This is a genomic window from Desulfarculaceae bacterium, from assembly GCA_020444545.1.
Taxonomy (GTDB): Bacteria; Desulfobacterota; Desulfarculia; order Desulfarculales; family Desulfarculaceae; genus Desulfoferula.
Map to the genome: position 1 here is coordinate 329,430 of JAHLKT010000003.1, position 22,469 is coordinate 351,898.

Annotated in this window: 22 protein-coding genes; 8 read left to right on the forward strand and 14 right to left on the reverse strand. The window is 66.4% G+C overall.

What is annotated here, in order from left to right; genetic code table 11:
* Positions 1-12: 12 nt before the first annotated feature.
* On the reverse strand, positions 13-1,986 hold the full coding sequence (locus KQH53_10005) for a SurA N-terminal domain-containing protein (GenBank protein ID MCB2226997.1): 1,974 nt from the start codon (positions 1,984-1,986) through the stop codon (positions 13-15).
* Between the two features lie 175 nt (positions 1,987-2,161).
* On the opposite strand from KQH53_10005, the gene KQH53_10010 reads away from it, so the two are divergent.
* The 5 genes from KQH53_10010 (at position 2,162) to KQH53_10030 (ending at position 5,272) form a co-directional block, all read left to right on the forward strand.
* A complete protein-coding gene (locus KQH53_10010; protein MCB2226998.1) occupies positions 2,162-2,584 on the forward strand; it encodes a hypothetical protein in 423 nt (140 codons plus the stop codon).
* The gene (locus KQH53_10015) at positions 2,581-3,519 is read left to right on the forward strand and encodes a hypothetical protein (GenBank protein MCB2226999.1); all 939 of its coding nucleotides are present in this window, start codon (positions 2,581-2,583) and stop codon (positions 3,517-3,519) included. The genes KQH53_10010 and KQH53_10015 overlap by 4 nt, the downstream gene beginning before the upstream one ends.
* Positions 3,520-3,543: 24 nt before the next feature.
* Complete coding sequence (locus KQH53_10020) at positions 3,544-3,813, forward strand: hypothetical protein (protein MCB2227000.1); 270 nt, start codon at positions 3,544-3,546, stop codon at positions 3,811-3,813.
* A 79-nt stretch (positions 3,814-3,892) separates the two neighbouring features.
* The gene (locus KQH53_10025) at positions 3,893-4,381 is read left to right on the forward strand and encodes a GNAT family N-acetyltransferase (GenBank protein ID MCB2227001.1); all 489 of its coding nucleotides are present in this window, start codon (positions 3,893-3,895) and stop codon (positions 4,379-4,381) included.
* 30 nt (positions 4,382-4,411) lie between these two features.
* A complete protein-coding gene (locus KQH53_10030; protein MCB2227002.1) occupies positions 4,412-5,272 on the forward strand; it encodes an enoyl-CoA hydratase/isomerase family protein in 861 nt (286 codons plus the stop codon).
* 784 nt (positions 5,273-6,056) lie between these two features.
* On the opposite strand, the gene KQH53_10035 is transcribed toward KQH53_10030, so the two are convergent.
* The 4 genes from KQH53_10035 to KQH53_10050 all read right to left on the reverse strand — a co-directional run bounded on the left by KQH53_10035 (position 6,057) and on the right by KQH53_10050 (position 10,397).
* On the reverse strand, positions 6,057-7,355 hold the full coding sequence (locus KQH53_10035) for a phenylacetate--CoA ligase (protein ID MCB2227003.1): 1,299 nt from the start codon (positions 7,353-7,355) through the stop codon (positions 6,057-6,059).
* 214 nt (positions 7,356-7,569) lie between these two features.
* Complete coding sequence (locus KQH53_10040) at positions 7,570-8,892, reverse strand: phosphoglycerate kinase (GenBank protein ID MCB2227004.1); 1,323 nt, start codon at positions 8,890-8,892, stop codon at positions 7,570-7,572.
* A gap of 173 nt (positions 8,893-9,065) precedes the next feature.
* Positions 9,066-9,233, reverse strand: coding sequence for a hypothetical protein (locus tag KQH53_10045; protein MCB2227005.1), 168 nt, complete (start codon positions 9,231-9,233; stop codon positions 9,066-9,068).
* A 72-nt stretch (positions 9,234-9,305) separates the two neighbouring features.
* Positions 9,306-10,397: an MBL fold metallo-hydrolase gene (locus KQH53_10050; protein MCB2227006.1), complete on the reverse strand. Its 1,092-nt coding sequence runs from the start codon at positions 10,395-10,397 to the stop codon at positions 9,306-9,308.
* A 585-nt stretch (positions 10,398-10,982) separates the two neighbouring features.
* Between KQH53_10050 and KQH53_10055 the strand changes: the two genes are divergently transcribed.
* The gene (locus KQH53_10055; protein ID MCB2227007.1) at positions 10,983-11,534 is read left to right on the forward strand and encodes a hypothetical protein; all 552 of its coding nucleotides are present in this window, start codon (positions 10,983-10,985) and stop codon (positions 11,532-11,534) included.
* Here KQH53_10055 and KQH53_10060 read toward each other — a convergent pair whose 3' ends face one another.
* From KQH53_10060 to KQH53_10075, 4 genes are all read right to left on the reverse strand, one after another.
* Positions 11,535-12,323: a hypothetical protein gene (locus tag KQH53_10060; protein ID MCB2227008.1), complete on the reverse strand. Its 789-nt coding sequence runs from the start codon at positions 12,321-12,323 to the stop codon at positions 11,535-11,537.
* On the reverse strand, positions 12,320-13,192 hold the full coding sequence (locus KQH53_10065) for a hypothetical protein (protein MCB2227009.1): 873 nt from the start codon (positions 13,190-13,192) through the stop codon (positions 12,320-12,322). Before KQH53_10065 ends, KQH53_10060 begins: the two co-directional genes overlap by 4 nt.
* Before the next feature lie 69 nt (positions 13,193-13,261).
* Positions 13,262-13,984 carry a metallophosphatase family protein gene (locus KQH53_10070; protein ID MCB2227010.1) on the reverse strand — a complete coding sequence of 241 codons (723 nt, stop codon included), beginning with the start codon at positions 13,982-13,984 and terminating at the stop codon, positions 13,262-13,264.
* 7 nt (positions 13,985-13,991) lie between these two features.
* A complete protein-coding gene (locus tag KQH53_10075) occupies positions 13,992-14,354 on the reverse strand; it encodes an integration host factor subunit alpha (GenBank protein ID MCB2227011.1) in 363 nt (120 codons plus the stop codon).
* 402 nt (positions 14,355-14,756) lie between these two features.
* Between KQH53_10075 and speD the strand changes: the two genes are divergently transcribed.
* Complete coding sequence (gene speD / locus KQH53_10080; protein ID MCB2227012.1) at positions 14,757-15,167, forward strand: adenosylmethionine decarboxylase; 411 nt, start codon at positions 14,757-14,759, stop codon at positions 15,165-15,167.
* Positions 15,168-15,237: 70 nt separating this feature from the next.
* Entirely contained in the window at positions 15,238-16,185 is a 948-nt protein-coding gene (speE, locus tag KQH53_10085; GenBank protein MCB2227013.1) for a polyamine aminopropyltransferase, read from the forward strand.
* Positions 16,186-16,254: 69 nt separating this feature from the next.
* Here speE and KQH53_10090 read toward each other — a convergent pair whose 3' ends face one another.
* The 5 genes from KQH53_10090 to KQH53_10110 all read right to left on the reverse strand — a co-directional run bounded on the left by KQH53_10090 (position 16,255) and on the right by KQH53_10110 (position 22,468).
* A complete protein-coding gene (locus tag KQH53_10090; GenBank protein MCB2227014.1) occupies positions 16,255-17,388 on the reverse strand; it encodes a 4Fe-4S dicluster domain-containing protein in 1,134 nt (377 codons plus the stop codon).
* 632 nt (positions 17,389-18,020) lie between these two features.
* Positions 18,021-18,815 (reverse strand): SDR family oxidoreductase, encoded by a 795-nt coding sequence (locus KQH53_10095; GenBank protein ID MCB2227015.1) that lies wholly within the window; start codon positions 18,813-18,815, stop codon positions 18,021-18,023.
* Positions 18,816-18,820: 5 nt separating this feature from the next.
* The gene (locus KQH53_10100) at positions 18,821-19,795 is read right to left on the reverse strand and encodes an SDR family oxidoreductase (GenBank protein MCB2227016.1); all 975 of its coding nucleotides are present in this window, start codon (positions 19,793-19,795) and stop codon (positions 18,821-18,823) included.
* A complete protein-coding gene (locus KQH53_10105) occupies positions 19,795-20,709 on the reverse strand; it encodes a bile acid:sodium symporter family protein (GenBank protein ID MCB2227017.1) in 915 nt (304 codons plus the stop codon). Before KQH53_10105 ends, KQH53_10100 begins: the two co-directional genes overlap by 1 nt.
* A 1-nt stretch (position 20,710) precedes the next feature.
* Positions 20,711-22,468, reverse strand: a complete 1,758-nt coding sequence (locus tag KQH53_10110) for a thiamine pyrophosphate-binding protein (protein MCB2227018.1) — start codon at positions 22,466-22,468, stop codon at positions 20,711-20,713.
* Position 22,469: the final 1 nt, after the last annotated feature.

Genomic DNA, 22,469 nt, shown 5'->3' on the forward strand with positions numbered 1-22,469 from the left:
CTCATCCCGGCCCTACTTGGCTCCGGCCGCTTCCGGGCTGCCCATGGGCACCCAGATGATGGCGGAGCGGGCGTCGCAGCCGGGGATGGGGCTCTCGGTCTTGCCCTGCACCGGCACCAGAATTTCGGCCGAGGCCCTCAGATCGCCCAGGAAGCCCTGCACCATCTGGCGGCGCTCCTGGGACAAGAGTATCTCGCTGAATTGGGCCCGCTTGTCCTTGATGGTCTGCGGGTCGGCCGGCTTGCGCCCGGAGAGCACCGCCGCGGCGAACCCGCCGTTGACCCCCGCCGGAGCGCTGAGCACCGGCTTGTTCTCGGGCCGCAGGAACAGCTCGTGCACCAGGGCGCCCGAGCCGCTCAGGTCGGTGATCTGAGCGCCGCGCTTGAGCCAGCCGGTCTCCTTGGCGCCGGGGATGCGGGCCAGCTCCTTGGCCGGCTCCTTTACGCCCGCCAGGTCTTTCAGCATCTTGGCGGCCTCGGCCTTGGCCTTGGCCTCGGCCATCTCGCCCTGCACCACGGCCCGCACGTCCTCTTCCACGTCCTTGAAGGGTTTGGGATGGGCGGGGATGCGCTCTTTGATCACGGCCAGGATCGAGCCGTTGTCATAAGGCAGCGCGGGCACCGGCTGGCCGGCCTGCAAATCCTGGGCGGCCGCGAAGAAGTCCTTGAGCCCCGGCAGGCCCTCCACCTTGGCCCCCTGGGCCACTTTGGGAGAGCTCTGAACGCTGCTGTTGTTTTCCTTGGCCAGCTTGGCCAGGCTGTCGCCCATGGCCAGGCGGTCAAAGGCGCGCTCGGCCGCGGCCTGGGCCATCTCCTTGGCCTGGCGCTCCACCAGGCGCTTCTTGATCTCGCCCTTCACCTCGGCCAGGGGGGTCACCGTGGCCTGGTCGTGGGAGGTCACCTTTAGCACGTGCCAGCCGAACTTGGTGCGCACCAGAGCCACATCGCCGGGCTTGAGGCCGAAAGCCACCTTCTCGAACTCGGGCACCATGGCCCCGCGCTTGAACTTGCCCAGGCTGCCGCCTTGGGGGGCGCTGGGCCCCTGGGAGTACTTCTTGGCCAGGGCCGCGAAGTCGGCGCCCTTTTTCTTGGCCAGGGCCAGAATCTTCTCGGCCTCGGCCTTGGCCGTGGCCACCTCGGCCGGGGAGGGGTTCTCGGGCAGCTTGATCAGGATATGGCTGGCCCCCACCTCTTCGGGTTTGGCGTAGCGGTCGCGCTCCATGTCGTAAGTATCGGACACGTCGCGGTCGGTCACCTGCACCTGGTCGCGCTGGGCGGCCATCGGGAACGCCAGGTAGTCGAAGACCACCTTGGCGGGCACCATATAATTGGCGATGTTCTTCTTATAATAGTCTTGGAGCTGTTGGTCGTCGGCCTTGACCTCTTTCAGGTAGTTCTCGGGCTTGTACACCAGGTACACGCCCTTGACCTGGGCCAGCTGGCTGGCCAAGACCTCGTCCACCTGCAAGGGCGTCACCTGGCCGGTGCCCGCCACCAGGGCGGCCAGCTTGGCCATGCGCAGCTCCTGGCGAATCCCGGCCTCGTAGTCCTCGGGGGTCAGGCGGTTGCGCTCCAGCAGGCGGCGGTAATAGCGCTCGTCGAAGCGGCCGTTGACCTGGAACATGGGCGTGGCCGAGATGCGCAGGGCAATCTCCTGGTTACTCACCTGCACGGCCATCTGGTTGGCCGCCTGGTTCAGGAGCACCTGGTCCACGATGGTGTTGAGCGCCTGCTGCCTGAGGTTGAGCAGGGGGGCTATCTGGTCGAACTGCGCCCCGAAACGCTGCTTGGACTGCTCCACCAGCCCGGCGTAGATCTCCTGCACCCGGCCTTCGGCGATGGACTCGCCGTTGATCTTCACCGCCAGGCGGGGCGGCTCGCTGCCGTAGTTGTAGGCACCCCAGCTCAGGGCAAAGGCCAGGGCGATGGCCCCCAGCAGTATCTTGATCATCCAGTTGCCGGCGTGCTTGCGCATTATTTGCAGCATAGAGGGCGGTCTCCCCGAGGTTTTCCAATTCTGTCGGGCCGTTATCGGCAGAGAGCAAAATTATCACGCCGCAGCCCCCCAGTCAACGCACCGAAGGGACACAGGCCCCTTGGCCTTGAGGGAAACCTAGCATATAATTGGCCATCAAAGCCTAACATTGGGAGGCTAAGGGATCATGGCCCGCCGCGTCGACATCTGTGCCCAAGACTTGCCCCAGGTGGACATGTCCCTGGTGGAATCCGAAAACCTTTCCCCGCTCACCTCCGCGGTGGCCGCCCGGGTTTATGCCATAACCAAGGGCGGAGTGGAGGTGATCCTCAAGCGGCCCTTCATCGACGGCTTCCACGTCCTCATGGACGTGCACAACACCACCCAGAAGCTGGTGCAGATATCCCTGCCCGCCGAGGGCGGCGAGGCCGAAGAAGGCCTGCGCCTGTGGGGCGACATCGTGCGCTTCAACCGCCTGGAGGGCACCTCGGGGGCCTGCTTCCTGGTGGAGCTGGCGTGGATCAAGGACAAGCCGGCCAGGGAGATCCGGGCGCGCCTGCTCAAGCGCCTAACGCGGCTGCACAAGGGCGGGGGGGAGCGCTCGGCTTGAGGCTTTTGCGCCTCGCGGCCCTGCTGCTTTTGCTTGTGGCCCTGGCGGCCCCGGCCGTTCTGGCCGCTCCGCCCGCCGCGGCCCCACAGGCAGCCCCCACCGAGCAGAAGTTCTTTTTCCGCGTGTTGGACAGCCGCGACCATCCCCTGCCCTCGGCCACCCTCACCCTGGAGCCGTTGGCCGGGCACCCGGTCACCCCGTCGCCCTACAAAGCCGACGAGGACGGCGTCATCCACATCTCCTGGGCCCCTTCGGCCAAAAGCGAAAAGACCCCGGGCGGCGACGAAACCACCCGCTTTCAAAGCGCCTTGCGCTACCGGGTCAGCGCCCCGGGCCACCTGAGCGGCGAGGGCGCGGTGAGCGTGGAGGACAAGAGCCGGACCATGGCCGACGAGCGCCTGGCCAAGCTCAACCGCATGGCCCAGTTCGCGCCCCACGGCGAGACGGTGGTGCTGCCCAAGGCCTCCGAGCTCTTCGCCTTCAAGGTGCCCGAGCCGCCGGAGAAAGACCCCCTGGCCAGGGCCTGCCTGGATTTCCGGGCCAAGTACGCAGTGGTGGCCCAGCGCCTGGGGGCCTCCTTTGCCTGGCCCGCCTTTGGCAAACAGGGTTCTCGCCTGGAGATCAATTTCGACTGGACCGGCGCGCCCTGGGGCAACCAGGCCCCCGCCCCCCTGGCGGCCAAGGTGGCCATGTTCAGCGGCCTACCCCTGATGATCGCGGCGGGGCGCGACCTGGGCGAGTTGCCGGGCATCGAGAGCCTCAGCCTGGTGTTCCACAGCAAAATAGCCCCGGCGGGCGACGAGCACGCCATGCCCCAGGAGGCCCGGATAATCCTTAGCGCGCCGCTGAGCGAGGTGCGCCGCCTGGCCCGGGGCGAGATCAAGGCCGGAGCCTTCCTGGGCGGGCACCCGCCCCGCCTGGAGCGCGCCCGCTGATCCGCCTGCCTTAGAGGTGCCGCCATGAAAAACGATCCCCTGCAAAAAGCCCATCTGCTCTACGAGGTGGAGGGCGAGCGCATTGAAAGCCTATTGGCCAAAGACCAGGTGTATCGCGGAATTTTGGAGCGCCTGGAGCAGGCCGAGCGCCGCCTGGCCGGCAACGACCAAAAGGCGGCCGAGGCCATGGCCGAGGCGCGCAACCTGCTCCTGGAGATGACCCGGGAGGCCAGCTTCAAGCTGGGTTACGTGCTGGCCAAGGACTATCCTCTGGACGAGGTCTTCACCCTCTAGGCCTCGCGCCATCGCCCGGGCGGGGGATGCCGCTCCCCGGCGCGGGAGGCACAATGGCCCGCACACGGAGGAGGCTCGCATGGATTACGTTCTCACCCCCATGAACGACGAGCACCGCGACGCGGTTATGGCCATCTTGGACCATCACATCGCCACCGGCTTCGCGGCCTATCCCAGCCACTCGCTGCCCCCGGATTTCTGGGCCTTCATGCGCCGCATGGCCGCGGGCTATCCCGCCTACGTGGTCGAGGCCGGGGGCGAGGTGGTGGGCTACGGCATGCTCCGGCCCCTCATGCCGCCGGACACCCTGAGGCGCACCGCCGAGATCGGCTACTTCATCCTGCCCCAACACTGCGGCCAGGGCCTGGGCGCGCGGCTGCTGGAACAGCTCTCGGCCGACGCCAAGACCATGGGCGTGGACAACATCATGGCCAACGTCTCCTCGCTCAACGAGGGCAGCCAGCGCTTCCACCTGGCCCACGGCTTCGTGGAGGCGGGGCGCTTCCAGCGGGTGGGGCGCAAATGGGACCAGGACTTCGATATAGTGTGGTTTCAAAAATTCATCTGAGCAATTGCGCATTTTCAACAGGAGCAAGACATGGAGCTTAAGCACACCACCCACGAGCTCAAGGACGGGGTCAGCCTGATCACCCTCAACCGGCCCGAGCGGCTCAACGCCTGGACCCCCATCATGCGCGACGAGCTGATCCACCTATTCGGCCAGGCAGACCAGGACGACCGGGTGCGCGTGGTGGTGGTCACCGGCGCGGGGCGCGCCTTTTGCGCGGGCATGGACCTGGAGGCCGGGGGAAAGACCTTTGACTACAAGGCCCGCGAGGACAGCCAGGACGATCCGGCCCTGCACCGCGACGGCGGGGGCAAGGTGGCCCTGGCCGCCTTCACCTGCCGCAAGCCGGTCATCGCGGCCATGAACGGCCCGGCCGTGGGCGTGGGCATCACCATGACCCTGGCCATGGACATGCGCATCGCGGCCGAGGACGCCAAGATGGGCCTGGTCTTCACCCGGCGCGGCCTGGTGCCCGAGGCCTGCTCCTCCTGGTTCCTGGCCCGCCTGGTGGGCCCGGCCAAGGCCCTGGAGCTGAGCATGACCGGCCGGGTGTTCCCGGCAAAGGACATGGCCGGCACCGGCCTGTTCAACCACGTGCTGCCCGCGGACCAGGTGCTCCCCAAGGCCATGGAGATCGCCCGCGAGATCGCGGACAACACCTCGGCCACCTCGGTGTCGCTGACCAAGGCCCTGGTCTGGCACGGCCTCAACGAGCCCGACCCCCAGGCGGTGCACCTGATCGACTCGCGGGTGTTCCACTGGGCCGGACGACAGGCCGATGCCAAGGAGGGCGTGATGGCCTTCTTGGAAAAGCGGCCGCCCCGCTTCACCCTCAGCCCCACCAAGGATATGCCCGAGGTCTACCCCTGGTGGCGCGAGACCAAAGTTTAGGGCGTCGGATTCGGCAAGAAACGTGTAGGGGCGGGGTTTATCCCCGCCCTTTTTTCGCCCCGCGAAACCGGGAAGCCCCCCCCCTACATTTCCTCTTAAAAACAACCTATTGTCATTGCGAGGAGCGGCCTTGCCGCGACGCGGCAATCTCTGCCCGGAGCAGATGCCCCCGGATCAGAACCACGCTCCCTATCCTGCCCCAGCCCATCGCCCCACAAACTATTTAGAAACAGACAGCCATCGCCAGGAGCGGCGGCCGTGAAGGGAAAGAAAGAAGCGGGAGAGGGAAAAGAAAAAGAAAAGGCGTTTTTTTGTCGGGATCACTCGGGGCCGGCATAAAGGGCCGGTGCAACCGAGGCAGGCCCGTTGGCGGGGAGGGGTCTCTGAACCAGGGACGCGGAGGGAAGCTGGTAAAAATTTGGAGGGGGTGGTTGGAGAAGCTCCAAGGCGGTGCGGGGAGATGCCGGCCCCTTGGCGACCCCGACGGTGGGGGGAGTGGGGTGAAAGAAGATAGTGCAGGGCAGGGTTTATCTTCACCCTCTTCTTCCTCTGCTGGCCCCGACAGCTCGTCTGTCGGGGTTGCCGAGGCTCGGCGAGGCAACAAGAAATGCCCCGAGATTTCTTGCCGCTCGGCTAACGCCTCGCGGCCCAGATAGCAGAGCTAACGGGGCCAACAGGGCAAAGGTTTACCTTCACCCAACAACCTCTTTTCATCCTCGCGCCAACAAAAAAGCGCCCCGCCTGAAACCAGGCGGGGCGCTCTAAGTTCTTATCTACTTGGCGCTTACATCTTGCGGGCGTCGAACACGCGCTTGGCCTTGCCCTCGGAGCGCTCGATGCTCTTAGGCGGCACGCAGCGCACCTTCACGCCGATGCCGATGACCCCGCGGATGCGGCTCTCGATGTCGCGCTCCACCTCGCGCAGCTTCTCCTCGCCCAGGTCGTAGACCTCGGGCTTGGCTTCCACGTCCACGCTCAGGGCGTCCAGATAGCCCTTCTTGCGGATGATCAGCACGTACTGCGGCTCCACCTCGGGAACCTCCAGGAGGATCGACTCCACCTGGCTGGGGAACACGTTCACGCCGCTGATGATCAGCATGTCGTCGCTGCGGCCCAGGACCTTTTTCATCTTCAGAAGGGTGCGGCCACAGGAGCACTTCTCGCGCTTGAGCTCGGTGATGTCCCGGGTGCGGTAGCGGATCATGGGCATGGCCCGGCGCTGGATGGCCGTAAAGACCAGCTCGCCCTTCTCGCCCAGGGGCAGGACCTCCTCGGTGACCGGATCGATGATCTCGGCCATGATGTGGTCCTCGTTGATGTGCAGATAGCCGTCCTTGGCCGGACAGGAGAAGGCGGTGCCCGGGCCGCCCAGCTCGGTGAGACCGTAGGCCTCGCAGGCGTCGATGCCCATGCGCTCCTCGATCTCGTCGCGCATCTCCACGGTCCAGGGCTCGGCCCCGAAAACGCCCACCCGTACCGGCAGCTCGCGGATGTCCACGCCCATGTCCGCGGCTTTTTCGGCGATGGTCAGGGCATAGGAAGGAGTGCTGAACAGCACCGTGGTGCCGAAGTCCTGCATCAGGGTAACCTGGCGCTCGGTCATGCCCGAGCTGGCCGGGATGACGGTGCAGCCCAGCTTCTCGGCCCCGCCGTGGAAGCCCAGGCCGCCGGTGAACAGGCCCAGGCCGTAGGCGTTCTGCACGATGTCGTCGCTGCTCATGCCCGCGGCCACCATGTTGCGGGCCATGCACTCGGCCCAGTGGTCCAGGTCCTCGGCGGTGTAGGGGCCGGTGATGGGCTTGCCGGTGGTGCCCGAGCTGGCGTGCACCCGCTTAACCTGGTTCATGGGCACGGCGCACAGGCCGAAGGGGTAGTTGTCCCTCAGGTCGGTCTTGACCGTGAAAGGCAGCTTGCCCAGGTCCTCGACGCTCTTGATGTCCCCGGGCTTTATGCCCACCTCGTCGAATTTCTGCTTGTAGAACGGTACCCGCTCATACACCCAGGCCACGGTCTCTTGCAGCTTGTCGAGCTGCAAGGCCTGCATCTCGTCGGTGGACATGGTCTCGAATTTTTCGTCCCACATTGGCACAACCCCTCCCTAAGGCTGGTGAGTGCGAACGGAACCTACTCTCCCCAGATCCCGCCGCGTCTGATGACTACTCTAGCGCTTGGCCACTTGTAGCACAGCGGCGTTAAAAATCGCAAGCTACTTTTTAGCTAGAATGTAACTCCTAGCCGCCGGCCCCACCCAGGGGCCATTGGCGAGTTTTCGCCGCTATTCCGGGGCCTTAATTGGCTTATTTCTCCGGCGCGCCGTGGTTGTTCCGCCGCGCGTTGTCGATCAGGGCGGCCACCGGCTCCAGGCCGTAGGGAGAACGCTGTTCTATGGCCTTGAGCACCGAGCCGCCGCCGGTGAAGAAATAATACTGCGCGTCGTCCAGCACGGACAAGTACAGGCCGGGGCAGAGGTCCTTGAACTCTTGCAGGGTGTCCCCGCCGCCGTAGAGCTTGGCCGCGGCGCGGTTGGCGTCGATGGTGGTGTCCAGGGCGCGGGAGCCGTCGGTGAAGTGGGGGGTGAAGCCCATCACCGCGTTGACGAAGATGGTGGCCGCCTTGCCCAGGGCCTCGGCCACTTCCGGCGCCTTGAAGCTGGCCGGGTCGATGTCCAGGACGTAGCCCAGCTCCCGGCCCGGCTCCAGGTCGGCCACGGCCACGGTGCGGTACTTGCCTTCCTCGCGCCCCAGCACCTCGCTCTCCACCAACAGGGGCAGCTCCACGATCTTGCCCGCCTCGGCGTCAGCCTTTACCAGCTCCTGGGCCGCGGCGATGTCCTCCTCGGCCACGCCGGCGATCTTCACCCCGTACTTGGCGCAGAGGTAGGTGTTGTAGATCACCCCGCCCAGGATCAGGCGGTCCACCTGCTCGTAGATGGCGCTCAGGGGGCCGATCTTGGTGTCGTACTTGGCCCCGGCCACCACGGCCACAAAGGGCCGCGCCGGGTTGAGCACCATCTCCAGATGGCGCATCTCGTCCTGGAGCAGCCAGCCCGCATAGGAGGGCAGGTGCCGGGTAACGTCAAAGGTGGAGGCGTGGGGCTGCCAGGAGCCGAAGGCGTCGTTCACGTAGATGTCGGCCAACCCGGCCAGCTGCAAGGCGAACTCCTCGCGGGCCTCGCCCTTGGCCTCTTCGCCCGCGAACCAGCGGGTGTTGGGCAGATAGATGCCGTCGATCTCGCCCTCGCGCAGGCGGCGGATGTGGTGGTTGATGCTGGTGTCGATGGCCGCGATGCCCTTGTCCCCGGCCGGGAAGGTGGGCACGGTGATGCGCGAATGCAGCTTGCTCTCCAGATAGGCCACGATGGGCTCCACCGCGCTGGCCTCGTCGGCCTTGATGGCCCCGGTCTTCTTGTCCTTGGGGCGGCCCACGTGGGTCATCATTATGGGCCGGCCGCCTTGGGCTACGATGTAGAACAGGGTCCCCAGGGTGCGGTCGATACGGAAGGGGTCGGTGATCACGCCTTTCTTGACCACGTTGTGGTCAAAGCGCACCAGCACCACCTTGTCTTTTAGCTTGGCCTGCTGCACCAGGGGCAAGCGCTCATCCAGACTGCCTAGCTGCATGGCGGCTCTCCAGCCTCCGCCGCTTGTGGGCGGCGGTCAATGGTCCTTGGAATTGCCTACATTGTGAAGCAAGCCCCGGCCGGGGCAAAGCGAATTCGGGCCGTGGCCTGGGGCCAAAAGCAAAGGCCCCGCCGAGGCGGGGCCATGGACGCCGGGCAAAAGCCGGGCGCGGGCTAGCCGGCCAGCTTTTTGATGCGGTCGCCGGTAAGGGCCAGCACCAAAAAGGAGATCACGAAAATGGGGAAAGCCACCCAGAAGTACTCGCGGTGGCTGGCCAGGAGATACAGACCCGCGAAAACGGCCGAGCCGCCGAGACCGTAAAACAAGGCTTTGTTGTTCATGCTGACTCCTTGGGCTGGTCGGATTTGCGATTGGTCTTAAGAGGATAACACATTTCGGCCCGCCGTGCAGGCTCAGGGCGCGGCCGGAAGCATCAGCCGCCCGCCCACCGGCATGAGCACCACCTTGCCCTGCTCGCGGGGGTGGGCCTTCAGGTAGTCCTGGATGGCCTTGGCCGGCCAGGCGGCGGGCTCGTCGCCCAGCTTCAAGACCCCGTACTGGGTGGGCACCAGGCGCTTGGCCCCCAGGTCGGAAAATGCCTTAAACAACTCGGGCACGTCCAGATGGGAGTAGTGCATGAACCAGCGCGGCTGGCTGGCCCCGATGCCGATCAGGGCCACGTCGATGCCTGGCCAACGATTGCCGAATTCGGCGAAGCCCTTGAAATAACCGGAGTCCCCGCCGTAGAAGATCTTCTCTTCGCCCCGCTCCAGGAGCCAGGCCCCCCACAGCGACTCGTTGTACCCCTGGCCGAAGCGGCGGCTCCAGTGCTGGGTGGGGAGAAAGGTGAAGCGCGACCCGTCCAGCTCCACGCTCTGCCACCAGTCCAACTCGCGCACCTCCGTGGCCCCCATGTCCCGGAGCAGCCCGCCCAGGCCCAGGGGGCAGAGGAAGCGCGCGCCCCGTTTGCTCAGGGCGGCCACCGCGTCTGAGTCCAGGTGGTCGTAGTGGTTGTGGCTGATCAGCACCACCGTGCCCTGGGGCAGGGCCTCCGGCCCGAAAGGCGGCGGCACCCGGCGGCTCACCACCGCCGCGCTGTCGCTGAAAAAGGGATCGGTGATCACCACCTGGCCGCCCCACTGCACCACGTAGGTGGCGTGCCCCACCGAGGTCAGGGAGGCGGGCGCGGCCGGGTCTTTCAGATAGGCCCCGTTGTTGGCCTCCACCGGCATGGGGTACTCCTTGCCCTTTTCCCGGGGCAGGGAGTTGGTGGAAAGCCACCAGCGGAACAAATCCCAGGTGGATTTGTCCTGCCTGAGCCAGGGGTTGTAGAAACGGCCTTCGGCGTTGCGGTGGGGGGCGTGGAGCTGAGCCGGGTCGGTGGCGGCCACGGTCTTTTGCCAGGCCGCCTCGTCAAAAGGCTTGGGCGAAAAGCAGCCGCCCACCCCGATCAGCACGCCCAGCAGCGCGGCCAGCACTCCGGCTATGGCATAGGAAGAAAGCATCTTTTATAGAATGAGCCCGCCCCGCGCCTTGGGGCAAGCCCCGGACGATAAACAGGCTCTCATATTGGCCTTCCCGGCAAGGCAGACAATGATATACTCTTGATTAGTTCTTTATGTCAAATCTTCAGGGGGGCTCCCGTGAAAAAGACCTATCCTCTTCTTCTTGCGTTGTTGGTGATCATTGCTGGGTACTTCGGCGGCATGACCTACGGTGCGGTGCAGCAGGCATCAGCCAAAGGGGATGACTCATCTCAGGAAATCAAGGCAAGAGGTTTCCATATAGTTGATAAGCAGGGAAAGGTACAAGGCAGCTTCGGATTCGAAAAGAACGGCTACCCTGTCATTGCTCTAAAAGGTCCTAACGGGAAGCACAGCGCTATATTAATGTCGCAGTCTAACGGGCCAACTTTCATGTTGCAGGACCCCAAGGGCCGGACAAGGTTGTCGTTATATATAGACGGAGAAGGTGATCCGACTATCTTGTTTAATGACAAATTATCACGACAACGCCTCGCGATACATTCTGTAGATAAAAATTCTGGGATTGTAGTTTGGGATGTTAATAAACGGGCCAGGATAGCCTTAATGGTAGACGACAATAGTGCTCCACAGTTGGCCTTAACCGACTCACAAGGCACAATTAAGTCTACCTTTGGCATCCGCAAGGACGAGCCTATCATCGCCCTAACCAACCAGACCGGTAAGGCGGGCATCGTGATGAGCGTCAACAAGAAGGACGTGCCCAACATCCAGCTTTCCAACGCCCAGAACGTGCCCCAGCTGGTCATGGCCGTGCGCGACAACAACGAGCCCGGCATGTGGCTCTTCGACCGGGGCAAGATCGTGCGCGCCGGGTTGTCCTATGCCGACGAGACCGGCCCTCGCCTAGGCATGCGCTTCCTGGGCCGCAAGCCCGGCCTGGAGATGGGCCTGGACGATAAGCTCGGCCCGCACCTGGCCATGATCAGCGAGAGTGGCGACTACCTATCCTACCTGGGCATCCCCAGCGGCCGCGCCCCCAACATTGGCTTCTTCCAAGGCACCCAGCCCCTGTGGTCGCCCGCCCAAAGCGGCGTCAACCTTCCCGGCGCCGAGCTGCCTCCCACCGACGACATCCTCAGGGAGCTGACGCGCTGATCAAACCAACTCCCGCCAGCGGGCCAGCTCGCCGGGCCGGGCCCGCTTGCGCCCGTTGAGCCCGCGCCACAAGCGGGCCTCCCACTCATCGCACAACTCGCCCAGGGGCTGGCCCTGCTCCAGGGGCGGGGGCGGCCCCAGGCGCCTGGCCAGGGCCTGGGCCTCGGCGGCCAGGCGTGGGGCCAGGCCCGGCTGGCCCAGGCTCGCCGCGCCCCAGGCCTCCAGCCGCCGGGCCAGCAGCCAGCCCAGGGCCGGGTCCGCCTCGCGCAGCCAATCCCAGGTCCGCAGCTCCTCCAGCGAGGCGAGGCCCGTCCCCACCGCCGCCTCGGCCACCTCGGGGCCAAAGGCCAGCAGCCGCCGCGCCGGGTTTCGTTGCTCGCTGGAAAAGGCGAAGCTGTCCATACCCTCGCACAGGGCGACGAGCGCCTCACTATCCTCTTCACGCAACACGGCAAAGGCCCGCGCCGGGGGGCAGCTCTCGCGGGCGCATTTTTCCTGATATCCCGTGGGGCCGCGCAGATCGCGCCCGCCGTGCCGGGCCGGGTGCAGCAGGCAGCCCACGGTGCGCCCGGATGGGTCCAGAAAGCCCAGCCCCGGGCACCAGTAACCGGTCATGGCCCGGTCGGGCGGGCCCTGCTCGCGGAAGGTGGCGGTGTTCTCGGCCAGCAAGCGCCGCAGCGAGCCCTCGTGCTCCGCGTGGTCGTAGGACGCGGGGCGGATGGGCGGGCAGCAGGCGAAGCAGCTCAGGCCCGGCGCGGGCGCGCACCACAGCAGGCCCGAATGCCTCACAGGTCGTCCTCGGCCAGGGAGACCCGCAGAGGGTCCAGCCCCTGGTCAGCCAGCCAGGAGCGCACCGCGGCCAAATAGCGCTCCAGGAAAACCTCGTGCCCGCCCAGGGCCCGCCGCCCGAAGAAGAAATTCAGCTCCACCAGCAGCGGCTCGCCTTGGGGCGTAATGATCACGTCCACCCCGGCGATGTCCAGGCGCGCCGCCCTTTGCAGCCGCCGGGCCAGGGCCACGGCCGCCGCGCGCTCCTCGGGCGGCCCGTCCTTTACCAGGGTGCCGCCCTGGCACAGGTTGGCCCGGAAGTCCCCTCCCCTAGCGCGTCGCCAGTACACCTCCGTGGTGGTGTGCATCAATTCCACCCGCATGTCGCTGACATAAGGCACCAGGCGCTGCAACACCAGGCCCGAGGGCCCCCGCGCGCAGTAGGTTTCCAGCCGCCCGGCCAGACCGCGCAGCTCGGCGGGGTCGTGGGCCAAAAACACGTTGGCCCCCATGCCCCCGCCCGCGCCCTTGGCCACCAGGGGCGCGCCCAGGGCGGCCACGTCGGCCCGTCCGGCCTCCCAGGCCTCGGCGGCGGCCTCCAGGCTTGCGAACTCCACCGTCGCCGGGTGGGGCAGGCCCAGCCCGGCCAAAAGGCGGTAATTGCCCACCTTGCCTTCCAGGGAAAGATGCACCGCCGGGTTGGGGAACAGGGGCCGCCCACTGGCCGCGGCCAGGGCAAATAGATCGCGGCGGCACACCTGGGGCAGCAGGATCACCGCTGCCTCGCGCATCAGCTCGGCGTCGCGCGGCTCCAGGGGCCGCTGGCTGATCAGCACCAGATTCTGGTCGGCATCGAGGCCGGGATGATAGCTGACGATGGGCCGGGTCAAGGCTTGCCTCCTCGGCCCGAAATTACACTGAAGGGCTTTTGATCACCAGAGGTTTCGCTCGGAAGTTGATTATCGGCCAGCGCCTAATCTGGCCACCATGGAATCCAACCCCGCCCCGATGAGCAACCTCGCCTCGGTCTCGATGTCCCAGGGCAGGCGCACGATCTGGGCGCGGGGCTCGGGGCCGAACTCGATGAGCGCATAGGAGGCGCGGGGGTCGCCGTCCTTGGACTTGCCCACGCTGCCCGGGTTGAGCACCAGGCCGCCACCCACCCGGCGCATGAAGGGCTGGTGGGTGTGGCCCAGGCAGAGGATGCGCGCCCCGCTCTTTTCCAGCCAGGCGGACAACCTGGCCTTGGGATGATCGGGGAACACGTATTCGCGCACCGAGTCCGGGCTACCGTGGGCGGCCAGCAGGTCGCCCGCCGGGGTCTCCAGGCGCAGCTCGCCGGGCAGCGAGGCCAAAAACTCCCGCGTGCCGGAGTGCACCCGCTGCTCGGTCCAGGCGAAAATAGCTTTGGGTTCCGGGCCTATGCCCGGCTTGAGAAAAGAATCGGCCCCCGCCGCGCCCCCCTGGAGCACGGCCAGATCGTAGTTGCCCGCGATGCATTGCCACCCGGCGGCGATCACCGCGTCCACCACCCGATTGGGCCTGGCCAAGTATCCCACCAGGTCGCCCAGGACCAACACCTGTTCCACCTGGCGGCGGGCCAAATCGGCCCGCACCACCCGAAGGGCGCTGAGGTTGGCGTGCAGGTCGCTTAGTACGGCCAGCCGCTTGACGGCCGACACGGACGGCCTAGAAGTAGCCGGGCCGGATCACCTTGCCCGCCGGCTGGCGGCCTTCGGCGCCCCCCGTACCCTCGGCCTCGCCCTGAACCTGGGCCTGCACCTTGGCCTTGAGCACCCGGGAAGGCCTGAAAGTCACCACCTTGCGGGGCGGCAGAATCAGCGGATCGCCGGTCTGGGGGTTGCGCCCGCGCCTCTCGGCCTTTTCGCGCACCGACCATTTACCGAACCCGCTGACCAGGACTTCCTCGCCGTAGGACAGGGCCTCCTTGATGAGCTCCAAGCCCCGTTCTACCGCGTCGGCTGCTTCGGCCTTGGTCAATTGCCCTTGGGCGTAGACCTGGGCCACAATGTCCGCTTTGGTCAAGGTCATTGCGTCCGTCTCCTTACATAGTTGCCCGGAGATGAATTAGTCTATGGTGCGGGATTATATAAAGTCAAGGGCTTTCGCCTGGTTAAATGTGGCGGCCCCGCCGGGGCGCGGCGGGCCAGGGGCCAAACGCCTTGACTAAGAGACCCGCTGAGTGTAGATAATGCCCTCACGCCGGTTGGCCGGGATGGGCCGTGGCCGGTGTTTTAAACAAGGGTAAAACTCCTTAAGACAAGGGGGTCCCCATGGGGCGGCCCCGCCGCGCCGGGCCCAATAACACGGGCGCCGGAGAGGGGCGGGGTTGGTTTTTCGTTTATATCGCCGCCGGAAATCCGGCAGGCTCTCCGCGCCGGCCAAGGGGCCGGGCGCCGGCTCCCGCCTAGAGGGGCCGGGGGGAGGCAAGCTATGAAAGCCCTCGGAAGCCATCTGATTCTCGAGCTCTACTCCTGTCCGGCCACCCTGCTGGACGACCCCCAACATGTTTCCCAGGTTATGACCTCGGCGGTGGAAGCCTCCGGCGCCACCATGATCAAGCCGTTCTTCCACCAGTTCGCGCCTCAGGGCGTCAGCGGCGTGATCATCATCAGCGAGTCGCATTTCACCATCCACACCTGGCCCGAGTTCGGCTACGCGGCCATCGACGTGTTCACCTGCGGCGACGTCATCGACATGGACGTGGCCGCCGAGACCCTGCGCACCGGTTTCCAGGCCCAGGGCATGCACAAGATGTCGCTGAGCCGGGGTATGCTGGACCTGCCCGAGGAGCAGATCCGCCACAAGCCCCAACTGGCCGTGGTGGGCCAGGAAGAGGGCTGACACCGCCGCCCCCCCAGCCCGGCCCGTGCTTGGCCGGACGCCCCAAGCCAACCCATAGCCTGGAGTCACCGTGCCGCTTAATCCCGAGGCCATGAAGCAGCCCCGCGACGGGCAGGTGTTTTTGGAGCAGCCCGACCTGGGCGGCGCCCTGGGCGTCGCGCTCAAGGTGGACGAGGTGCTCCTGCACACGCGCACCCAATACCAGGAGCTGCACGTGGTCTCGGCCGGCCGTCTGGGCCGGGTGCTGCTGTTGGACGGCATCATCCAGACCACAGAGTTCGATGAGCCGGGCTACCACGAGATGCTGGCCCACGTCCCGCTCCTGACCCACCCCGCGCCCAGCAAGGTGCTGATCATCGGCGGCGGCGACGGCGGCACCCTGCGCGAGGTGCTCAAGCACCCCACGGTGCGCTCGGTGGAGATGTGCGAGATCGACGGCGAGGTGGTCGAGGCATCCAAGCGCTTTTTGCCCGGCCTGGCGGCGGGCTTCGAAGACCCCCGCGTGTCGCTGACCATCGGCGACGGCGTGGCCTATGTGGCTCAGTCCGGCGGCGGCTACGACGCCATCCTCATCGACAGTTCCGACCCCGACGGCCCGGCCGAAGGGTTGTTCAACGAAAGCTTCTACCAGAGCGTGCAGGGCGCCCTGGCCCCCGGCGGGGTGGCTGCCGCCTTGGCCGAGTCCTACTACCTGTATCAAGACCTGATCCGCGATACCTTCGCGGTCCTGGAGCGCACCTTTTCCCAGGCGGCCTACTACGTGGCCCAGGTGCCCACCTACAACAGCGGCATCATCGGCTTCGCCTTGATGACCACCGGCGCCTATCCCCTCAGCCCGCCCGACGCCATGCGGGTGGGCGAGCTGGAGCCGCTGCGCTACTACACCGAGGCAGCCCACCGCGCGGCCTTCGCCCTGCCCCGCCCGGCCCTGGAGCTTCTGCCCCCGCGTATCGCCGAGATGCAGGAGAACATCTTTGCCTCGGCCCGGGGCGGCTTGGGCTCCCTGGCCGGCCTCTAGGCCGCTCACGCAAAGCAAACGGGCCGCCGGGTTGTTCCCGGCGGCCCGCAACTATTTATAGAAGCGCGTCTACTTCTTGGTGGCCAAGAAGCGGTCCAGCTTGGACTTGATGCCCATCATGGCCATCTGCCCGCCGGACAGCTTGCCCCGCGCCTTGGCCAGGCGCATGCCCATCTCCTGGACGTTGGCCGGCAGCGGCTTCTGCTCCGCCTCGGGCTTGCGCTCCAGGCTCAGCGCGCCGGAGGGGCAGGTGCTCACGCACAGGCCGCAGCCAATACAGCGCTCCACGGCCAGCACCACCTTGTCATCGTCGTCCAGGCTAAGGGCATCCATCTGGCAGCGGTCCACGCACACCCCGCAGCCAATGCACTCCTCGGGATCGGCCGCGGCCAGGAAAGGCGTGCTGGCCAGCTCCCCCGGGCGGGGGTGGCGCTTGAGGGTCTTGAGCACCTGGCAGCAGTCGCCGCAGCAACAGCAGATGTTGATGATCTTCTCCGCATTGGTGGGCTGCAAGACCAGGCCCTGCTCGTCGGCGTTCTTGATGATCTCCAGCGCCTCTTCCTGGGTGATGCCCCGCCCCACGCCCCGGCGCTCGTAGTAATAGGCCCCGGAGCCGAAGATCAGGCAGGACTCCTCCAGCTTGCCGCAGCCCTTGCCCACCAGGGTGTGCTCGCGGCGGCAGATGCAAGGCGCCACCCACAGCTTCTTCTGGCGGCGGATCAGATCCTCGGCCTGCTCGTGAGGCATGATGCGGTGGCCGGCGTCGATGCTCTGGCCCACCGGGATGGTGCGCAGTTGGGGCGCCTCTTTCCACACCTCCGGCTCGAACAGGGTGGGGATGTAGGCGTTCATCAACTCGACCAACTCTTCATCCAGGTTGTCGACGTTGTACTCCCAGATGCCGATGACGTACTGGGCGGCCATGTACAGGGGATCGCCCTTGGGCGGGTACATGCCCAGGATCAGGCCCTTGTCCACCATCTCGTCCAGGCGGGTGATGGTCTCGTCCAGGGGCAGCTTGGCCCGCCGGGCGATCACCCCAGCCTTTTCGGGGATCAGGGTGCAGCGCAGCGCCAGCTCGGCCTGCTCGGGCGTGAAGAGCTTCTTGAGGATCTTCAGTTCGATGCCCTCGGGCGTGGGCGGGTAGCCGCCGGGCAGGCTGTCCAGGTGATGGGCCAGCTTCTGAAAAACGTCTTGGGCCATGCTTATGCTCCCAGGAGAATCGTGCGGAGAGTCAATCCTAGCATGAGGCCGGCTCAATTCCTAGGCGAGGGATAGTGACGAAAGCACCGCGCCCAGGCGGGCGTTTTGGGGTTAGCGCGGGTTGGCTCGAGCGAGGCTGGTAATTATCCGGGGTGGCCCAGACAGCTTGCTGTCTGGGTGCCGCAGGCACAGGAGGTTTGGCGCAACGTCTCGTTTTCAATGGAGAGGGAAAGGGGCGGGTAATAATAAAGGCCTATCCTGGTAGCGCGGCGCATGACGATTCCAAGGAAGATCGCCACCTCGCAGCGGGAGATAGCCCTTTTTCATGACCTGCCCTGCTGGCCGCCGCTCCTCGCGATGACTTGCTATTACTGTAATCGGAGAGAGGCGGGGAATAATTAACTCCGGGTGGCACAGACAGCTTGCTGCCTGGGTGCCGCGGGCACAAGAGGTCCGGCGGGCGGCATCGCCTCAATTGGTTGGCCTACCGGACCGCACCATCCCCTGCGAGCAGAGATTGCTTCACTTCGCTCGCAATGACCCTTTTCTATTACTGGCTTATTCTCTGCTGGCCCCGATAGCTCCGCTATCGGAGTTGCCTCGCGGACGCGGGGCAACAAGAAATCTTCTTTCTACCGCTCCAGCTCGCTCCTTAGCGAGCGCAGCATCAGCTTCTCATACAGCCCCGGCATGAGCTTGCTGATCCAGTAGGTCAGCTTGCCCACCGGCGAGAGCACCACCAGGCGCTTCTCCTTGGTCACCGCCCTAAACAGCGCCTCGGCCACCTCCTCGGGCGTGGCGATCTTGCCTACGGTGGATTGCTTGTGCTTGGTCAGGCTGCCGTCGCCGTCCAGGGCCGCGTGGGCGATGCCGGTGTTGGTGAAGCTGGGGCAGATTATGCTCACCCCCACCCCCGCGCTTTTCAGCTCCGCCCGCAGGGTGCCGAAGAGACCGTGCAAGGCGTGCTTGGCGGCAGCGTAGCCGCTGCGCCCGTAGAGCGGCGCCACCCCGGCCACCGAGCTGATCACCGCGATCTGCCCCCGCCGCGCCAGCAGGCTGGGCAGCGCCGCCTGGGTGCAGTACAGGCTGCCGAAGAAGTTCACCCCCATCACCTTGGCGAACACCTCGGGCCGGGTGTCCTGGAAGGCGCTGCGGTGAGTCACCCCCGCGTTGTTCACCAGCAGGTCCACGCCTCCGAAGCGTGCGATCACCTGGTCCATGGCCTCGCGGCAGGCCGCGGGATCGGTCACGTCGCAGCCCAGCCCCAGGGCCTCGCCCAGCCCGGCGGCCAGGTTCCGGGCGGCCTCGCCGTCCAGGTCGATCAGCGCCACTCGCGCCCCAGCCTCGGCAAAGCGGCGGGCAAAGGCCGCGCCCAGGCCGCCGGCCCCGCCGGTGATCACCACCGTCTTGCCCGCGTAATCGCGCATGGGCCTCACTTACCCCGGTTGGCCAGGTAATACTCGAACACCTGGCGGGTGGTCTTGGCCGGGATGTAGCCCATCACTTCCTTGAGCCGGTCATTGGCCAGCACCGGGCGGTACTGCAAGAAGCCGAGCTGCTCCGGCCCGTACTGGGTCAGGCCCAGGCGCTTGAGTAGCCACAGGGCGCCCTTGAGCAGCCAGGGCGGCAGGGCCACATAAGGCTTGCCCAGGCGGCGGGCGATGTCGCGCATGCTCAGGGTGCCGTCGCCGGCCAGGTTGTAGGCCCCAATGGCCCGGCTGAACACCCCAGCCTTGATCACCCCGGCCACGTCCTGGTCCCAGATCATCACAAAGGGGGTGGTGCTGCCCGCCACGCCCAGAATGAAAGGCTTGTCGAACAGGGCGGTGATCTGGTTGGCCGCCCGCGCCCCCAGGATCACCCCGGGCCGCACGATGAGCTGCTCCAGCTCCGGGTGGTCCTGGCGCCAGCGGGCCAGCATCTCCTCCACCTGGCGCTTGTGGTCGGAGTAGGCGAACTCCTCGTTGCCCCGGAGGGCGTCGTCCTCGTGCAGCCACTCGGGGTTGTCGGCATGGTAGCCGTAGGCCGCGCCGCTGCTGGAATAGATGATCTTTTGGGTCCCGGCCTTGAGGCAGCCCATGAGCACCCGTTCGGTGCCCAAGACATCCACCTCGTACTCCAGTTGGCGGTCGCTCTTCTTGCCCGGGGTCACCAGGGCGGCCAGATGCACCACCACCTCCGGCTTCTGGTCGGCGATGGCCTTCACCAGCCCGTCGTCGCGCACGTCGGCCTCCAGGTAGGTGACCCCCGGCAGGCGCGTGGCCTCGGGCTCGGGCCGAAGGTCCATGGCCACGATCTTTTCCAGGCTGCCCGGCTTGGCGGCCAGCATCTCCACCACCTGCCGCCCCAAATATCCCCCCGCCCCGGTGATCAACACCGAGCGCGGGGCCCACGCCTCAAAGCTCATTACGCCGCCTCCGCTACCGGCCGCCGCGACCAGAAGAAGGCCAGGGTCAGGCCGGCGATGATGTGCCACACACCCCACCAGGCGGTGATGATGGCCATGCCCCCCAGGCCGTCGAAGAAGTCGAAGACCAATATCAGGCCTAGGGCCGAGTTCTGGATGCCCACCTCGATGGCCACCGCCCGCACGTCGCGCAGGGGCAGCTTGGCCGCCCGGCCGCTCCAATAGCCCAGGCTAAGGGCGCTGGCGTTGTGGAGAGCAACCACCAGGGCCACCAGGCCCACGTACTTGATGAAGTTGCCCCAGTTGGCCGCCAGGGCCCCGCCCACCACGGCCATGAACACGATCACCGCGAAGATCTTGAAGGGCTTGCGCACCCGGTCCACCAGGCCCGGGAAGAAGCGCCCCACCAGCATACCCAGCACCATGGGTATGCCCAGGATCATCACGATGGTGGTGAACACGTCCAGGGGGTTGAGGCTCACCGAGCGCAGGATGGGCTCGGTGCGCGGGTTCAGGCTGCCCCACACCGCCAGGTTCAGCGGGGTCATGATCACCGCCGCGGCGGTCGACACCGCGGTCATGGACACGCTCACCGCCGAGTTGCCCCCGGCCAAATAGGTCATCATGTTGCTCAGGTTGCCGCCGGGGCAGGCGGCCACCAGGATCATGCCCAGAGCGATGGAAGGCGCGATGGGCAGGACCAGGGTGAGCAGGAAGGTGAAGGCCGGGAGCAGGATGAACTGGGTCATCAGACCGATGGCCGGGGCCTTGGGTTTTTTCAGGATGCGGGTGAAGTCGGCCGGCTTCAGGTCCAGCGCAATGCCGAACATCATCAGCCCGATGACCGCGTTGAGGACGAAGAGCCCCGAAGGGTTGAAGTTCAGCCTTACCGCGTCTATGGCCGCCGCATCCATCCTATTTCCCCTTTGGCTCTTGGTGCATGGCCTTGAAATGGATCAGGCCCGGGGCCCACATGTGCTTCACCGGGTCCACCTCCACCATGATCACCGCGGGCAGGGGCTGGTCCAGGGCCTCCTTGAGCGCGGCCTCCAACCCGGCCGGGTCCTTGGCCCGCGCCCCGAAGGCCCCCATGGAGCGGGCCAGGTCGTCCCAGGCGATGGGCCCCAGCTCGGTGCCGATGGTCTTGTCGGTGTCCAGGGACTTCTTGATCATGGTCTGCACTGGGTGCATGGCAAAGCTCTGGTTGATCTTGACCATGCCCCACTGCCGGTCGCAGCACACCAGCCAGATGGCCTTGAGTCCGTGGCGCACCGCGGTTTCCAGCTCCTGGGGATGGAAGCCCATGGCCCCGTCGCCGGTGATGCAGTAGACCTGGGTGCCCGGCCGGGCCGCCGCCGCGCCCAGGGCCATGGCCGTGCCCGCGCCCAGCTGGCCGGTGTGGTGGTGGGTGCCCAGCAGGCAGCCGGGGGTGTGCACCGTGCTGTAAAAGCTGCCCCACACCGCCGCGTTGCCCCCGTCCAAGACCAGCACCGCGTCTCGGTCCATCAGCTTGCCCGCGATGGCCCCTACGTGGGCCGTTATCAGGGGCGAGCCGGTCTCGCTCAGCTTCTCGTCCAGCTTGGCCCGGTCCTTGGCCTTTTCTTGGGCCAGCTTTTCCAGCGCCGCGCGGCGCTCTTCCAGGGGCATGGAGGATTTCTTTTCAGCCAACAGGTCGATCAGCTCGCGCATGAAGCGCTTCACGTCGGCCAGGACCAGAACGTCCGCCGGGCGGATGCGCCCCAGCACTTCGGGGTCGATGTCCACCTGGATCATCTTCTGCTGGTCCCAGGGCGCCCAATAGGGCGGCTTGCCCCACCAGTCGGTCTCGCCCATCTCCGAGCCCAGCACCAGGGCCACGTCGGCCGCGTTACGCAGGCTGTTCACCGCCTTTATGTGCACCAGGGGCCAGGCCAGGGGCGAATCCTCGCTCAGCGCCCCGCGCGCGGCCCAGGAGGTGGTCACCGGCGCGTGCAACAGCTCGGCCAGCTCGGCCAGCTCCTCATAAGCCTGGGCGTGCAGGATGCCGCTACCCGCGTGGATCATGGGCAGCTTGGCCGTGGCCAGCATCTCCGCCGCCTGGGCCAGCAGGGACGGGTCGGGCTCCTGGGGCGCGGTGCTGCGGTAGGCCGAAGGCGCGGGCAGGCCCATGGGCTTGCACTCGCCGTTTATCACGTTCTCGGGCACGTCCAGATGCACCACCCCCGGCCGCCCGCTATAGGCGGCGCGCAGGGCGGTCCGGAGCAGCTCGGGCACCCGGGCGGCGCTGTCGGCGCACACCGAGTACTTGGCGATGGCCCCGATGGCCCCCACCTGGTCGAAGTATTGGTAGGCTCCGCCCCGGTCGGGATAGCTGATGGGGGTTCGGCGGCTGCTGGTGATCAAGAGCACCCGGTTGCCTTCCATCTGCTCGGTGGCCACCCCGGCCAGCATGTTGGCCACCCCGGGCCCGTTGGAGGCGATGCACACCCCCAGCTTGCCGGTGAGGCGGGCGTAGGCCCCGGCCATGTGCGCGGCGCAGGACTCGTGGCGCGGAGTGATGAACTCCATGCCCTGCTCCTGCACGCAGCCCTTCAGGAGGGCAAGATAGGTGCCGTCCACGATGCCGAAGATCTTGGCTACGCCTTCCTTGGCGAGCATGGCGGCGATGATGGCGCCCGGAGTGGTGTTGGCCATG

Coding starts and splice junctions, on each gene's coding strand:
- KQH53_10030 (MCB2227002.1), top strand. CDS start 4,412: ATGGAGCTTAAGCACACCACCCACGAGCTCAAGGACGGGGTCAGCCTG.
- KQH53_10055 (MCB2227007.1), top strand. CDS start 10,983: ATGGTAGACGACAATAGTGCTCCACAGTTGGCCTTAACCGACTCACAA.
- KQH53_10100 (MCB2227016.1), bottom strand. CDS start 19,795: ATGAGCTTTGAGGCGTGGGCCCCGCGCTCGGTGTTGATCACCGGGGCG.
- KQH53_10095 (MCB2227015.1), bottom strand. CDS start 18,815: ATGCGCGATTACGCGGGCAAGACGGTGGTGATCACCGGCGGGGCCGGC.
- KQH53_10075 (MCB2227011.1), bottom strand. CDS start 14,354: ATGACCTTGACCAAAGCGGACATTGTGGCCCAGGTCTACGCCCAAGGG.
- KQH53_10045 (MCB2227005.1), bottom strand. CDS start 9,233: ATGAACAACAAAGCCTTGTTTTACGGTCTCGGCGGCTCGGCCGTTTTC.
- KQH53_10035 (MCB2227003.1), bottom strand. CDS start 7,355: ATGTGGGACGAAAAATTCGAGACCATGTCCACCGACGAGATGCAGGCC.
- KQH53_10090 (MCB2227014.1), bottom strand. CDS start 17,388: ATGGCCCAAGACGTTTTTCAGAAGCTGGCCCATCACCTGGACAGCCTG.
- KQH53_10105 (MCB2227017.1), bottom strand. CDS start 20,709: ATGGATGCGGCGGCCATAGACGCGGTAAGGCTGAACTTCAACCCTTCG.
- KQH53_10010 (MCB2226998.1), top strand. CDS start 2,162: ATGGCCCGCCGCGTCGACATCTGTGCCCAAGACTTGCCCCAGGTGGAC.
- KQH53_10020 (MCB2227000.1), top strand. CDS start 3,544: ATGAAAAACGATCCCCTGCAAAAAGCCCATCTGCTCTACGAGGTGGAG.
- KQH53_10025 (MCB2227001.1), top strand. CDS start 3,893: ATGGATTACGTTCTCACCCCCATGAACGACGAGCACCGCGACGCGGTT.
- KQH53_10040 (MCB2227004.1), bottom strand. CDS start 8,892: ATGCAGCTAGGCAGTCTGGATGAGCGCTTGCCCCTGGTGCAGCAGGCC.
- KQH53_10110 (MCB2227018.1), bottom strand. CDS start 22,468: ATGGCCAACACCACTCCGGGCGCCATCATCGCCGCCATGCTCGCCAAG.
- KQH53_10005 (MCB2226997.1), bottom strand. CDS start 1,986: ATGCTGCAAATAATGCGCAAGCACGCCGGCAACTGGATGATCAAGATA.
- speD (MCB2227012.1), top strand. CDS start 14,757: ATGAAAGCCCTCGGAAGCCATCTGATTCTCGAGCTCTACTCCTGTCCG.
- KQH53_10050 (MCB2227006.1), bottom strand. CDS start 10,397: ATGCTTTCTTCCTATGCCATAGCCGGAGTGCTGGCCGCGCTGCTGGGC.